Origin of the sequence: Paenibacillus sp. FSL M7-1414 (assembly GCF_038003195.1) — a bacterium.
Taxonomy (GTDB): Bacteria; Bacillota; Bacilli; order Paenibacillales; family Paenibacillaceae; genus Paenibacillus; species Paenibacillus amylolyticus.
The window spans coordinates 6,344,043-6,358,020 of the sequence record NZ_JBBOOS010000001.1 but is presented as its reverse complement, the minus strand read 5'-3'; the positions used below and the strand labels follow the sequence as shown (position 1 = coordinate 6,358,020).

General features: G+C 50.7%; 11 protein-coding genes. 8 read left to right on the top strand and 3 right to left on the bottom strand.

Annotated features, from left to right (window positions below; translation table 11 throughout):
- Positions 1-135: 135 nt before the first annotated feature.
- The 3 genes from MHH92_RS27800 to MHH92_RS27790 all read right to left on the bottom strand — a co-directional run bounded on the left by MHH92_RS27800 (position 136) and on the right by MHH92_RS27790 (position 4,695).
- A complete protein-coding gene (locus MHH92_RS27800; RefSeq protein ID WP_076319250.1) occupies positions 136-972 on the bottom strand; it encodes a methyl-accepting chemotaxis protein in 837 nt (278 codons plus the stop codon).
- A gap of 376 nt (positions 973-1,348) precedes the next feature.
- Positions 1,349-2,350 (bottom strand): GTP 3',8-cyclase MoaA, encoded by a 1,002-nt coding sequence (gene moaA, locus MHH92_RS27795; RefSeq protein WP_100528370.1) that lies wholly within the window; start codon positions 2,348-2,350, stop codon positions 1,349-1,351.
- Positions 2,351-2,469: 119 nt separating this feature from the next.
- Positions 2,470-4,695 carry a methyl-accepting chemotaxis protein gene (locus MHH92_RS27790; RefSeq protein WP_340907267.1) on the bottom strand — a complete coding sequence of 742 codons (2,226 nt, stop codon included), beginning with the start codon at positions 4,693-4,695 and terminating at the stop codon, positions 2,470-2,472.
- Positions 4,696-5,059: 364 nt separating this feature from the next.
- On the opposite strand from MHH92_RS27790, the gene MHH92_RS27785 reads away from it, so the two are divergent.
- The 8 genes from MHH92_RS27785 (at position 5,060) to MHH92_RS27750 (ending at position 13,906) form a co-directional block, all read left to right on the top strand.
- A complete protein-coding gene (locus MHH92_RS27785) occupies positions 5,060-5,884 on the top strand; it encodes an ABC transporter ATP-binding protein (protein WP_340907265.1) in 825 nt (274 codons plus the stop codon).
- Positions 5,865-6,677 (top strand): ABC transporter permease, encoded by an 813-nt coding sequence (locus tag MHH92_RS27780; RefSeq protein ID WP_340907263.1) that lies wholly within the window; start codon positions 5,865-5,867, stop codon positions 6,675-6,677. The genes MHH92_RS27785 and MHH92_RS27780 overlap by 20 nt, the downstream gene beginning before the upstream one ends.
- Positions 6,674-7,612: an ABC transporter permease gene (locus MHH92_RS27775; protein WP_340907262.1), complete on the top strand. Its 939-nt coding sequence runs from the start codon at positions 6,674-6,676 to the stop codon at positions 7,610-7,612. Before MHH92_RS27780 ends, MHH92_RS27775 begins: the two co-directional genes overlap by 4 nt.
- Before the next feature lie 144 nt (positions 7,613-7,756).
- On the top strand, positions 7,757-8,821 hold the full coding sequence (locus MHH92_RS27770) for an ABC transporter substrate-binding protein (RefSeq protein ID WP_340907261.1): 1,065 nt from the start codon (positions 7,757-7,759) through the stop codon (positions 8,819-8,821).
- A 21-nt stretch (positions 8,822-8,842) separates the two neighbouring features.
- A complete protein-coding gene (locus MHH92_RS27765; protein WP_340907260.1) occupies positions 8,843-10,216 on the top strand; it encodes an aspartate aminotransferase family protein in 1,374 nt (457 codons plus the stop codon).
- Positions 10,217-10,313: 97 nt separating this feature from the next.
- Positions 10,314-11,603, top strand: a complete 1,290-nt coding sequence (locus MHH92_RS27760) for a M20 family metallo-hydrolase (RefSeq protein ID WP_340907259.1) — start codon at positions 10,314-10,316, stop codon at positions 11,601-11,603.
- A 4-nt stretch (positions 11,604-11,607) separates the two neighbouring features.
- Complete coding sequence (locus tag MHH92_RS27755; RefSeq protein ID WP_339191020.1) at positions 11,608-12,489, top strand: nitrilase-related carbon-nitrogen hydrolase; 882 nt, start codon at positions 11,608-11,610, stop codon at positions 12,487-12,489.
- A gap of 49 nt (positions 12,490-12,538) precedes the next feature.
- Positions 12,539-13,906: an NAD(P)-dependent oxidoreductase gene (locus MHH92_RS27750; protein WP_253509318.1), complete on the top strand. Its 1,368-nt coding sequence runs from the start codon at positions 12,539-12,541 to the stop codon at positions 13,904-13,906.
- The last annotated feature ends 72 nt before the right edge of the window (positions 13,907-13,978 follow it).

Genomic DNA, 13,978 nt, shown 5'->3' with positions numbered 1-13,978 from the left:
TGTGGATGCTGAATGTGATTATCAGCATGCCTGGTGATCAAGTTATTGAGTTGGAACTGTAGTGCTCGATAACGCTTTGGTGTTGTGTCTCTTATATATGGTTGGTCATTTGAATTAGGGTCATCGTAATCGGATCTATTCCGCCTTCAGCAACATGGATTCAATAAACACTTTCAGATCACGGCTTACACTGTTCAACTGATCAATGACCTCGCTGAACTCGGTTACCAGCACCGCCTGTTGGTTGCTAGACTGTGAGATGGATGTGATCTCCTGCTCCATCTGCTGAATGGAATGCTGAACATCTTTCAAGGAACGTTCGATATTCACCGTAGCTTCTTTGGTACCTGTAGAAAGTTTACGCACTTCAGATGCAACGACGCTGAATCCGGCGCCTGCTTCACCTGCTCGGGCCGCTTCGATGGCTGCATTCAGGCCGAGCAGATTGGTCTGTTCCGAGATTTCACGGATGAATGCGGCGACTTTGTTCACTTCGCCTGAGTTCTGCACAGCCATGCGGGTATTATCCAAAATCTGCGTGGAAGATGCCGTCAATTGCTCGGATTGGGCGGCTACCGTCTGCACCATATCTGTTAATTTTCCGCTGATACCACCGATCAATTCAGTGAAGTGCTCCAGTTTTTCCTCGTTCTGAAGAGAGAAACCAATGGCAAGTGTGCCCACGATATTTCCTTGTTCATCCCGAAGTGGGGTGGCCGCCGAGTTGATTGATGTGCCATAGAATTTTGCATCAATACGGTTCGCTGAAGTTTCCCCATGTATAAGTGCCCGGCGGAGTGTAGGGTCATCGAGGGAAACGGGGTCTCCTGCCTTGATGCCCAGATCGAGTTCGTTGCTGGGAACATAATACCAGAACTTCTCCGTGTCGGTTACCGCAATCATGATATCGTGTTCTTTCAGCATAATTTTAAAATATGGACTTGCTGCAACGAGTGCTTCAACGATGTTCAATAAGGTTCAGCTCCTATAATGTATGTGTATCATCTAGATGTATTGTATACATCGTCAGAATGAGGTTGATCTTGAAGGCCTGATAAGGGCATAACGTATATTAATTAAATTTTCAACAAATGAAACAGGAGAATTGATGATTTTCAGAAATTTATGAAAATATAACGAAAAAGCAGACAAGAACATCATGTTCTTGTCTGCTTTGGCTATCCACCTATGCCTTATGACACGCTCCACTTCACGTTATGAAAGCTGATTTACGTAAGGGGTCACCGCGCCAGCGGTACCTCATCCGTTGTGTGAAGAGGTCATCCTGACGGTAAAGATATATATCCATATGCAGGAATACGCGGTTGAGTTATATTGCGTACTGTTGTTATCCGCCAATCTGGGACATGCGCCGTACAGTCGGCGTATGAGATTGCATTTTTTGTTCCAAAGCCAGAGCCATCTCATGATTCTTTGGTTTCGTACCCAGCGCTTTGAGGAAAAGTGCCGCCATGGCATTCGGATCATCCACGAAGCGGCGAACATTATACTCATCGGACCAGTAGAGGCAAGCTTTGATATGTCCATCAGCGGTCAACCGAAGTCGGTTGCAATTGTCACAGAAGTGATCGCTCACGGGATGAATCAATCCAAATGTGCCTTCGGAGCCCGCAATTTTCATATTGCGTGATGGGCCATTGCCCGCAGGGCCTGTTGTATTCTCTACCGTCCAGCCTGCTTCAGCACATACATCTGTCACGGCTTCCAGCGGCAAATAAGATTTGCGCCATGAATCCGAAGCCTGTCCAATCGGCATATATTCAATAAAACGCACATGAAGAGGTTGATCAATCGTCATTGCAATAAAATCTTTGATTTCATCATCGTTGATACCCTTCATCAGCACAACATTCAGCTTGATCGGAGCAAGGCCAGCAGCTGTTGCAGCTTCAATGCCTTTCAGTACCTTGTTCACATCTCCGCCGCGGGTAATCATGGAGAAGCGATCAGCGCGCAGGGAATCCAGACTGATGTTAATCCGGTTCAACCCAGCATCTTTCAACGCCTGAGCTTGTTTGTCCAGCAGAAGAGCGTTGGTAGTCAGGGCAATATCGTCAATCCCGTCAATTGCCGAGATCATGCTGACGAGCTTATGCAGATCCTTGCGTACCAACGGTTCGCCCCCGGTGAGTCGGACTTTGCGCATGCCCATCGGGGCAAGTACCTTCAGCACCTGTGCTATTTCTTCGTAGCTCATAATCTCATCATGCGGAGCAAACTCCATACCCTCTGCAGGCATGCAGTACACACAGCGTAAATTACAGCGGTCCGTAACAGAAATACGGATGTAGTCATGTATCCGGCCAAATGAATCCTGAAGCAGTTCCATGCAGACCACCCTTTCATCGGTTCAGATTGGAAATCTTCTATTATAAATGATACGACAATTTCAAAAGGAACAGTTGCATCAAATTTTAGCTATTTCTCCAATCCGCGTCAACGATGACGTCAGATGACAGCATTTTTGGCGGGGTGATTCAGATGGAATTGTCCCACGAGTTGTTGCAGAAAAACCGTAATGGCTTCCACGTTATGCGAAGAATGCTGAACCTGCAACATATCACGGATCAGCTCCATCATTTCTGCTTCTACCTCGGCAGAAGTCGCCCGATTTTGATGGCTGATTGCAGCAATATTCTCCATCAGCATGACCACTTGATCCACGACTTGCGTACGTTCAGGTTCTTCAGCGGTAGCATTTTGCAAAAGTTGCGAAGCGGCCTGAACCAGTGTTGTTCCTTCAGCCAGCACCTGATCACCCTCTGTGATTAATTGGGATGCAGCTCCTGCTGCCGTTGAGATTCGGTCCAGAATCTGATGAATATTTTCAGTTGAAGAGCGGGATAACTCGGCTAGCTTGCGGATTTCCCCTGCCACGACCGAGAACCCTTGGCCATGTTCGCCCACGCGTGCGGCTTCAATGGTAGCATTCAGAGCCAGCAGGTTGGTCTGAGCTGAAATTTCATCAATGACAGCCAGTGCACGGTAAATCTCTTTCATGGTATCCATGAAGGACAGGATGGTACGGTTAGTATCGGATACCGCTCCTGAGATTTGGGTCATTTTATCGCCGATTCGTTCCACTTCCTGCTGGGCCACGCTGATCTGTTCGGTAGCAGAGGTCTCCAGTTGTTGCAGCGTTATGCGCATGTGATCAGCAGCGATCTTGGCCTGGTCGAGATCTTCCAGTTGGGTGCGAATGGCCTGAATCATCGAACCAAGCTTGTGGTTCACACGTTCAGTCGTGCCTTGGGTTGTCTCTGTTGAGGTTCGCATCTGATACTGGTTGTCCATAACGTCTACCGTGGCAAGTTGTACCTTCAGCATAATGCCTTCGAGAGAATCAATCATGTTGTTGATCCACTTCGCCAGTTCACCTGATTCATCTTGGGCAAAAGCAGACGTGTTCAGGCGCTGGGTCAGATCACCCCTGCCTTCGGCGTTAATTCGAATAAATCGGCTGATGCGACGCAAGTCTTCATGAACTCGTTGATATTGGCTACGATGCAGCTGTAGTGCAGTGAAGAATCCAAATAACACGTTAAAAGCGGCCATTGCTGCCGCGCTCCAACCACTACCAGTGAAGGCATAGACAAGAGCTGCTCCTGCAACGCCTGACAAAAGCGTGAAGAGACTGTGTTGCTTGAACTGGCGCCAGCCGATGCTTCGTATCCGATACACTTCCTCCAGATCCCCTTCACACATCATGCCCCAGCGATCAGGACAGTGTGGCAGCTGGAAGGTGATGCCTTTGCCGATCACAGAAATATGGCGGTAATCCGAGTAGCCGGGAAAGGCTACGAACAGATTGGAACCATTCTGAATGGTGTTTGCTACTCCGGGGTGTAGTTCTCCGGTCGATGGATCAGTGAACATGAGTTCCAGCTCGGTATGCTCCTTAACGGAAACGATACCCCATTCGGTGGTGACGCCATCTTTGAGATTTTCCCCATGTGTAAAAGTACGATCCTCGAAGCGGCTTCGGGACAAGGCGGTGCCGGGTTGCAGATGGGGCCGTAATATCGACTCAGCCATAAAGAGGTAATTGTCACCGGAATCGGGATAGATATGACCTGATTCTCGTTGGATCAGGTCACCGAGTACATCCCCGGGAACACGGCTGCATAATGAACCGACATATCGACCTTCCTGCAGGATTGGGGAGATAAACAGCAAGGTGACATCATCGTGAAAAGCGGACGAGCGGGGACCAATATCCAACGTCAGTGGATCAGAATATGGAACATACAAGCATTTTTTGCCATGACGATCTGCTCTGGAGTATTTCAATCCTGGTCCAATTAAAGCTTCGTAATCTTCATAGATCTGTCCAATATGTTTCTTATATGTAGAGAATACCACCTGATTCTGTTCGTTCAGCATGAATAGCTCCGTACTGTCTATGGCTCGAATATAACTGGATTGAAACCATGCATCTAGTTTGCTTCGTTGCTGTGAACCTTGTAATACATCCTGTAATTGGACCGACTGTATCTGTTGAAGCAAACGATCCAGGTGATTCCATTGTTCATCTGCCCAGTCCATCATAAGCTGCCGTCTCGTTTCGGCAATCCCCTCAAAAATCTGTTCCACATCTTCCTTCATATGTGCATTCAACCGATACGATCGCCACAGCGGTAATCCTTTTCTCCATCCCAGCCAATCAAACATCATGACCACCCCGATTTCTGGATTCTCTATTCAATCTTTATACAAGAAAACGAGCAAGAATACGAGGGGATATGTCATATTTTCCGAATATTTAATCAATAAATACAAATGATCGTGCGCTTGTTGTTAGGTGAAATGTATGTTAGCTATCTACGAAGAAAACTCACATGTATGTATATGAGAATCCGTCTCATTTTACATTGTGTAACATGAACAGGCCCATACTCAAAACACACTGTATAATGTAATCCCCGCCCAAAGCGATATAGTATTATCTAACAAGCAAAACCTGTTACGTTTGTGTATATAAACCTCCCATTCAGCCTTGGTGTGCAATGAAAACAACTTCCCACAAAGGAGAATGCCCATGTCCTCCATATCCTCAGCCACAGTCCCCGAAGCCTGCCATATTGATGTAGATCATGTGTCCGTTGTTTTTGGTACAGGTACACAACAAGTGACTGCCTTGTCGGATGTTACATTCCAGATCCAGTCTAATGAGTTTGTCTCTCTGCTGGGCCCTTCCGGCTGTGGCAAGTCGACCTTGCTCCGGCTGGTGGGTGATCTACTTCAGCCCACCTCAGGCACCGTACGCATTGCAGGCCAGGAGCCTGAGCGGGCTCGGCTACAGCGGCAGTTCGGCATTGTCTTTCAGACACCCGCCTTGTTCGATTGGCGCACCGTTCGTCACAATGTGGAATTGCCCTTGGAACTGCTGGGTACCCGCCGTAAGGAGTGCCGCCGCATTAGCAGTGAACTGCTTGAAATGGTAGGGTTAACCCGCTTCGCAGACCATTATCCATGGCAGCTCAGTGGCGGAATGCAGCAACGTGTATCCATTGCACGTGCGCTTGCACTTGATCCACCATTGCTGCTCATGGATGAACCCTTCTCTGCCTTGGACGAATTCACGAAAGAAAAACTTCAATTGGAGCTACTTGAGATCAAGCGCTCAACAGGCAAGACCTTCCTCTTTGTCACACACAGCATCCCCGAAGCCGTATTTCTGTCCGACCGGATCATCGTGCTCTCGGCACATCCGGGGCAAGTACATTCCATTCATTCCGTAAATCTGCCTTCCGAACGTCATAGTGAACTGAGAGAAACGGAAGCCTTCTACCATATGATCGCAACCATTCGCAACTGCTTCTACGAGGAGCGTGATGAATCTCATGTCCCTGCGGTTCTTTAAACCGGGATATCGATCCTGGGTTGTCATCTGGATTATGGCCATATTGGTGCTATGGGAAGGAATCGCCTGGATGCTCCAACTGTTCCTGTCACCTCAGCAGGCGGCGTCTCGCCTTCCTTATCTGCACGAAGTCCTTGCAGCCTTGTTTCGCTACTCGGGTACGCTCGCAGAGCAGGGGGCTGTCACGTTTGGCAATGCAGCCATTGGTTTTGGAGGGGGAACGTTGCTTGGTCTGGGTCTGGCTCTACTCATGAGCGGGGCTGTCTGGCTAGAGCGCACGTTATCTCCATATGTTGTCTCCTCACAGATGGTTCCGGTTATTGGTCTCGCACCAATTGTGTACGGGATCATCCACAACGCGGAGTGGGCGCGGATTGTTATGGCTGCGTATGTCACTTTCTTCCCGATCATCATCCATACGTTGAAAGGATTGAAAAGTCCAGCACCAGAGCATCTGGAGCTTATGCGTTCCTATGGAGCTTCACTGACTGCACGATATATCAAATGTCTGCTGCCCTCAGCACTTCCGGGACTATTTTCTGGTATGAAAATAGCCGCTCCGCTGGCGGTGACCTCCTCCATCGTTGTGGAATTGATGGGCGCCCCCGACGGGCTCGGCGTCCTGATGGTCAGTTCGTTATACTACGGCCATGCCCAAGTTGGCATGTTCTGGGCCACCATCATGCTTAGCATTGGCATTGGCCTGATCTCATATCTGGCCATCAGTCTGGCTGAACGTTGGCTAACCCCTTGGCAGCCTGAATTCAGGGCCAAAGGAGGCGATGCCACATGAGTGAAGGTAGAGTTTTGCAACGGAAGCGTGATGAAGGTGTGGCTATTGCTGCTGTAACTGGCGCGGCTACGCCCCTCACGGGTTCACAGATAACATCTGCTCCAGGATCAGAAATTCACGGACAACAGGGACAAGCCGAAAAGGCCAGATTGGGTACCAGCGTTCGCAGGCGCTCAATTGTACTGAGCATGCTTCCTTGGGGTGCGGGTTTGTTGTTTCTCACCCTCTGGCAGCTCAGGTTGTTTCATTGGATATTCTCGCTGGAAAGCTACCAACTGCCTGTGCCTTCCGCGATTGCGGCATCCATTCAGGAAAATGCCAATATGCTCTTTCGATACGCGATGTATAGCGGAACCGAAATGCTGGGAGGTTTTTTGCTCGGTTCATTGTTGGGTGCTCTGGCAGCGGCAGGTGCATCGTTCTTTCCAACAAGCGGCAGGGCGGCGGTTACGGTTTTGTCGGCACTGAACGCCGTTCCGATTGTGGCCCTTGCCCCGATTATGAACAATTGGTTCGGAGACGGGATCTGGTCGCGTATTGCAGTCGTCACGGTGATTACGATGGCAGCGATGGCTGTTAGCCTGTTCAAAGGGCTGACTTCCATTCAGCCGCAGTACAGTGATCTGCTGAGTGGCCTTGCCGCGAGCAGGATGCAGTTTTTTTGGAAGCTGAGACTGCCTCATGCGCTGCCTTCCCTCTTCGCCGGTCTGAAGATCAATATGTCGACCAGTATTATCGGGGCCATTGTGGGTGAATTTTTCATCGCCTCCCAGGGGCTGGGGTACTTGCTCTCGGATCAGATTCGACTGGCAAACATGCCCTTGGCCTGGTCCTGCATTGTTATCGCCGCCGCGCTCGGCATTGTGTTGTATGAAGCGGTTGTCCTGGCAGAAAAACGACTCATTCCGTGGAATCGCGCACGCATAAATCCATAACTTACATCAGGGTACCAACCATAGATTCATAGATCGTAATACCTGATAGAGGTTGTTCAAAAAGTCCACGGTACTGAAAAGTAGACTTTTTGAACACGGACTGATGCTTGATAAATCGTATATAAACAGGGGGTTGTTCTGTACATGTACAAAATGTTGAAGCCGGGTTTGCTGGTATTGGTCCTGTTGGTTGTTACGATGCTGAGTGCATGTTCTACGAAGTCCGAGCCAGCGGCTGAGCCTGTTGCTGCGAGTTCAGGAGGGGCGGGCGAAGCAGATCAACCCTTAACCAAAGTGAAAATTCAACTGAAATGGGTGCCGCAGGCGCAGTTTGCCGGGATCTATACAGCGAAGGAAAAAGGTTTTTTTGCAGATGAAGGCATTGATGCCGAGATTATTCCGGGTGGTCCGGATATCGTGATAGAGCAGCAGGTGGTCAATGGTGCGGCCGATGTGGGCATTACGGGTGTAGACAGTCTGTTAGTCAGTCGGGATAATGGCCTGCCGCTCGTCTCGCTCGCCCAGATCTCGCAGAAGAGCAGTTATCGTTTGATTGCCAAGAAGTCCCTAGGCATTACTGATCCGGCTCAGATGAAAGGTAAGAAGGTCAGTACCTGGTTTGGCAGTCAGCAGTTTCAGGTGCTCGCGTTTATGGAGAAGAATGGACTCGATCCGAAGAAAGATATTGAACTGGTGAAGCAGGGGTTCACGATGGATCAGTTTTTCAACGATCAGGTAGATGTGGCGACGGCAACGATCTATAACGAATTTCACGTGGTGCTGGAAAGTGGGATGAAAGAATCCGATCTGGATGTATTCAATATTGAAGATGCCGGTGTTGGGATGCTGGAGGATACGCTGATTGCCAAGAAGGATTGGGTAGACAACAACCGTGAGCTTGCGGCTAAAGTGACCCGTGCCATTCTGAAAGGTTGGAATTACGCCATCGACAATCAGGATGAGACGGTGGATATCGTGATGAGTAATGTGACGGATGGCAGCACCACCCGTGAACATCAGGTCACGATGCTCGAAGAGATTGCAAAGCTGATTCGCCCGGAAGGATTTACGGAGCAGCAAGTCGGCAGCTTTGTGGATGAGTCGTTTACCCGAACTGCGGATATTGCACTGAACTATGGTTTGATCAAAAAAGCCGCCAACCTGGATGAAGCGCTGGAGAAAAGCATCTATGAAGAAGCGGTGAAATAAGCGCGTGGAGGAGGATGACGAATGAGTTCTGTAGATCAGCAGCCCCAGCCGCTTGGCGGTACGAAGGAAGAATGGCTGGAGAAGGATCGCAAATATGTATGGCATCACATCTCACCTCATAACGATCATCCGATGATTGCAGTAAGCGGGGAGGGCAGTTGGATCACCGATCAGGATGGTACGCGTTATTTGGATGCGATGTCGGGACTGTGGTGTGTGAATGTGGGCCATGGCCGTAAGGAGATTGCGAGGAGTGCCTACGAACAGATGAAAGCACTCGCTTATGTCCCGATGACGCAGAGTCACGAACCGGCGATTTTGCTGGCGGAGAAGCTGAATGAATGGCTGGAGGGGGAGTATCGAATATTCTTCTCCAACTCAGGTTCAGATGCGAATGAGGTGGCTTTCAAAATAGCCCGTCAGTACCACCATCAGAATGGTGAGCCTACTCGGCACAAATTCATCTCCCGTCACCGTGCCTATCACGGTAACTCCATGGGAGCGCTGGGCGCCACCGGGCAAGCCGCCCGCAAGATCAAATACGAGCCACTCGGCGTAGGTTTCTCTCATGTTCCACCACCGTATTGTTACCGCTGTCCGTTTGGACGAAACAAGGATGGATGCGGACTCGAATGTGCAACCATCTATGAAGAGGTGATTCGTTGGGAAGGTCCTGAGACGGTTGCCGCAGTAATTATGGAGCCAGTGATTACAGGAGGCGGCATGATTGTGCCCCCGCCGGATTATATGCGTACCGTGCAAGAGATCTGTCAGCGCTATGGCGTGCTGCTCATTGTGGATGAGGTAATCTGCGGTTTTGGTCGCTCCGGGCAGAAGTTTGGTCATCAGAACTATGGTGTACAGCCAGATATCGTGACGATGGCAAAAGGCATGACCAGTGCGTATTCGCCGCTATCGGCAACGGCCGTGCGAGCCGATCTGTATGACACGTTCCGCGAACCCGGACCGGATGCCCATTTTCGCCATGTGAATACATTTGGCGGAAATCCGGTGTCCTGCCGGGTGGCACTGGCAAATCTGGAGATTCTGGAACGAGAGAATCTGGTCAGCCGGGCGGAAGAACTGGGATATCTGCTTCGTGAGAAGCTGGAGCCACTACTGGAGCTGTCCATTGTGGGGGATATCCGTTCATTCGGATTCGCCTGTGGCATTGAATTGATTGAAGCAGACGGATCTCCTGCGGAGGCGGATAAAGTAATGAAGGTACTCGCCAGTTGTAAAAGGGATGGCATCCTGATTGGCAAGAACGGCGATACCGTACCGGGGTTTGCAAACATTTTGACGATCTCTCCGCCGTTTGTTACCACCGAGGAAGAGCTGGATCTGATCGCTGGAAGTTTGCTCATTGCGCTACGTAGTCTGGACGCAGGTTAGTTGCCATACACAGGTACGACAGGCGTTTACGGTTTAGCAAGCAAAATGAAAATTTTCATATCATTACGCGAAAATAAGCGCAAGGAGGCGAGGAAGGATGCAGACCACAACAGGCAAACTCATTAATCAGCTTCGGCTGAATGAGCGAATTGAGCAGTTGTCACAGATTGGCCGAATCTCGGAGACGGGTGTTTGCCGACTTGCCCTGACCCCGGAAGATATGGATGGCATCATACAAGTTCGTCTCTGGATGGAAAATGCCGGTCTGACGACACGACTTGATGCCTTCGGTAATCTGATTGGTCGTCTGGAGGGTGCGGATCAGGCGCTGCCGCTCCTCATGATTGGTTCCCACATCGACTCTCAGCCTTATGGCGGTCGATATGATGGAGCGATTGGTGTGCTAGGCGCGCTCGAAGCAGTGCAATGCCTGATCGAAAATGGCATTCAGCCCCTAATGTCAATTGAGATAATTGCCTTTTGCGACGAAGAGGGTTCCCGTTTTAACAAAGGCCTTTTCGGCTCACGTGGCATAACGGGTCAGTTGGAAGAAGGCGAACTGGAGCGGCAGGATAAAAATGGAGTGACCCGCCGGGAGGCACTGGAAGCCTTTGGCTGTTCTCCTTCGGATTTTGAAGAGGCGATCTATCCGCCAGGTTCCATAGGCAGTTATCTGGAGTTGCACATTGAGCAGGGGCCGGTGCTGGAAGCGATGAATGCACCAGTAGGTCTGGTGACGGGCATCTCGGGTCCGTTGTGGCTTACGGTGACGATGAAAGGCATGGCGGGTCATGCCGGCTCCGTTCCGATGGGAATGCGGCATGATGCTCTGGTAGGTAGCGCCAAAGTCATTGCGGCTTTTGACGATATGGTGAGAGAAGACCCGGAAGTCCCAACCGTAGGTACGGTGGGAAGTCTGAGGGTGTTTCCAGACTCGCGTAACATCATCCCGGAGGAAGTCAGCTTCACGGTTGATTTACGAGACATGGAGATGGAGCGCAGGAACCGGCTTGAAGCCCGATTGATGAACATTTTGGATGACGTGAGTTTCCGATATGGTCTAACCTACTCGCTGACAGAGGATACGAACAGTGAGCCGCGGTATTGTGCAGAGTCAATCATGTCGGTGATTCGTTCATCCGCGGAAGAGATCGGGGTTACTTTGCCAGAGCTGATGAGTGGTCCGTTCCATGATGCATTGGCCCTTTCGCTTGTGTGTGATTATGGCATGATCTTTGTCCGCAGCAAGGATGGCATCAGTCATCATCCCAGCGAATATTCCTCCCCGGAGGATATTGGACTTGGCACGGAATTGTTATATCGCACCATTCGGAGGATGTGTAGTGGAGTGAACCAACCAACCATTTTACCTGAGGAGGCGTTGTGACGTTATGGGCAAAATCAGCATCGGATTAATCCAGGCTTCTCATGAGATTGAAGGTTCGGCTCCTGTTGAGGTGCACAAAGAAGCTGCGGTTCAGAAACACATTGCGCTGGTCCGTGAAGCGGCTGCAAGAGGCGCCAAGATCATCGGGTTGCAGGAAGTATTCTATGGCCCGTACTTTTGCACAGAGCAAAATCCCAAATGGTATGCATCCGCTGAACCGGTGCCGGAAGGACCGACGACCAGACGTTTTCAGGAGCTGGCAAAGGAGCTTGCGGTGGTGATTATTTTACCCGTGTACGAGCTGGAGGGCATTGCTTCGTATTACAATACGGCAGCCGTTATAGATGCGGATGGTACGTATCTGGGCAAATACCGCAAACATCATATCCCGCATGTGGAAGCAGGTGAGGGCACGAATGGGTTCTGGGAAAAGTATTATTTCAAACCAGGTAACCTTGGGTTTCCGGTATTTGATACGGCCTACGCCAGAGTCGGCGTGTACATCTGTTATGATCGTCATTTTCCGGAAGGCGCACGATTGCTCGGGTTGGCGGGGGCAGAGATTGTTTTCAATCCTTCAGCTACGGTTGCGGGTACATCGGAATATCTGTGGAAACTGGAACAGCCCGCTCATGCGGTAGCTAACGGCTATTACGTTGCAGCCATCAACCGGGTCGGCGTGGAAGCGCCGTGGAATATGGGTGAATTTTATGGACAGTCGTACTTGGTGGACCCGCGAGGCAGAATGGTAGCGATAGGCAGCCGGGATCAGGATGAGGTCGTCATTGGCGAGATGGATACGGAGATGATTCGTGAGGTGCGTAATGTGTGGCAGTTCTACCGCGATCGCAGGCCGGAAACGTACGAACATCTGGTTAGTCTGTAAAAGTAGCTGGAAGCTGCGCGGATCAAACTTCAGGAGGTGCATGACATTGATGAACAGCTCAGGAACAACGTTATCCGATTATGGGTGGGAGAGTCGTTTTGCCGAGATGAAACCCGCCATGACAGGAAGGGAAGCGATGGAGGAGTCGAACCGCTGTCTGTACTGTTACGATGCACCTTGTATCAAAGCCTGTCCAACCGACATTAATATCCCTTCTTTTATTAGCAAAATATCAACAGGGCACCTGAAAGGATCGGCCCGCACCATCATGGATGCAAATCCGGTTGGAGCCAGCTGCGCACGTGTCTGTCCCACAGAGGAATTGTGTGAAGGTGCATGTGTTCTGAACGAATCGTCGAAGCCGATTCGCATTGGTGACTTGCAGCGTTACGCCACCGACTGGGCGCGGGCGAAGAATGAGCCGTTATTCCAGGCAACACCTGCCAATGGGAGAACCGTTGCTGTTGTGGGAGCGGGGCCAGCAGGACTGTCGGCAGCACGTGAACTGGGGCGTGCAGGATATGAGGTGACGATATATGAAGCCAAACCTAAAGGCGGGGGGCTGAACACGTACGGCATCGTATCCTTCCGTTTGCCCGAATCGGTTGCGCTATGGGAAGTGGAGCAGGTGGAGGCACTTGGTGTACAGATCCGTTATGGGGTGCGCATCGGTGTGGATATTCCTGCTTCGCAGTTGCTGGAGCAACATGAAGCGGTCATTCTGGCCTGTGGCATGGGTTCAGTACCTATGCTGGGCATTGAAGGGGAGACACTCGAAGGTGTCTATGATGCGATTGAACTGGTGGAGTCTACCAAGCAAGGTGTTCCGCCCGCGCTGAATGGTCTGAAGGTCGCCGTTATTGGCGCGGGCAATACGGCGATAGATGCAGCAACCTGTTCGGTACGTCTTGGTGCCGAGCGGGTGCAGATGTTATATCGGCGCGGGGAAAGCCAGATGACGGCGTATGCGTTTGAATATACGTTTGCCAAGCAGGAGGGTGTGGAGTTCCGCTGGTTTACGATGCCGCAGCGTATTATTGGAGACGAGAATGGTCGGGTTCAAGCTGTGGAATGCGTGAAAATGGAGTTGATTACTCCGCCTGGCGGTGGGCGTGCGTTGCCCGTGCCTGTGGAGGGATCGGAGTTCATGATTGAATGTGATACGGTCATCCGGGCGATTGGGCAACATCGTTTATTACCATTAATCGAAGCGTTTGGGCTGCGTCACCACTGGGGCGTCGTCGAGATCGAACCGCATACGTACGGTACCTCGCATCCTCAGATCTATGCGGCAGGAGATGTCATTTTTGGTCAGGGTCAGGGTGAGGCGATGGTTGTCTCGGCTGCACAGCAGGGTAAGCTGGTCGCCGCCGCTGTCATGAAGGCGTTGCCTGGACAGGTCGAAGAGACGGCTTGAGCAGCGAGGGAGACAAGGTACGGAGTGTCCAGTGTAACTAATATGTTCAAACAACACCAAGGAGGGATCATT

Excerpts from the sequence above, each read along its gene's own strand:
- moaA (WP_100528370.1), bottom strand. The coding sequence starts at position 2,350 with ATGGAACTGCTTCAGGATTCATTTGGCCGGATACATGACTACATCCGT.
- MHH92_RS27790 (WP_340907267.1), bottom strand. The coding sequence starts at position 4,695 with ATGATGTTTGATTGGCTGGGATGGAGAAAAGGATTACCGCTGTGGCGA.
- MHH92_RS27785 (WP_340907265.1), top strand. The coding sequence starts at position 5,060 with ATGTCCTCCATATCCTCAGCCACAGTCCCCGAAGCCTGCCATATTGAT.
- MHH92_RS27780 (WP_340907263.1), top strand. The coding sequence starts at position 5,865 with ATGTCCCTGCGGTTCTTTAAACCGGGATATCGATCCTGGGTTGTCATC.
- MHH92_RS27775 (WP_340907262.1), top strand. The coding sequence starts at position 6,674 with ATGAGTGAAGGTAGAGTTTTGCAACGGAAGCGTGATGAAGGTGTGGCT.
- MHH92_RS27770 (WP_340907261.1), top strand. The coding sequence starts at position 7,757 with ATGTACAAAATGTTGAAGCCGGGTTTGCTGGTATTGGTCCTGTTGGTT.
- MHH92_RS27765 (WP_340907260.1), top strand. The coding sequence starts at position 8,843 with ATGAGTTCTGTAGATCAGCAGCCCCAGCCGCTTGGCGGTACGAAGGAA.
- MHH92_RS27760 (WP_340907259.1), top strand. The coding sequence starts at position 10,314 with ATGCAGACCACAACAGGCAAACTCATTAATCAGCTTCGGCTGAATGAG.
- MHH92_RS27755 (WP_339191020.1), top strand. The coding sequence starts at position 11,608 with ATGGGCAAAATCAGCATCGGATTAATCCAGGCTTCTCATGAGATTGAA.
- MHH92_RS27750 (WP_253509318.1), top strand. The coding sequence starts at position 12,539 with ATGAACAGCTCAGGAACAACGTTATCCGATTATGGGTGGGAGAGTCGT.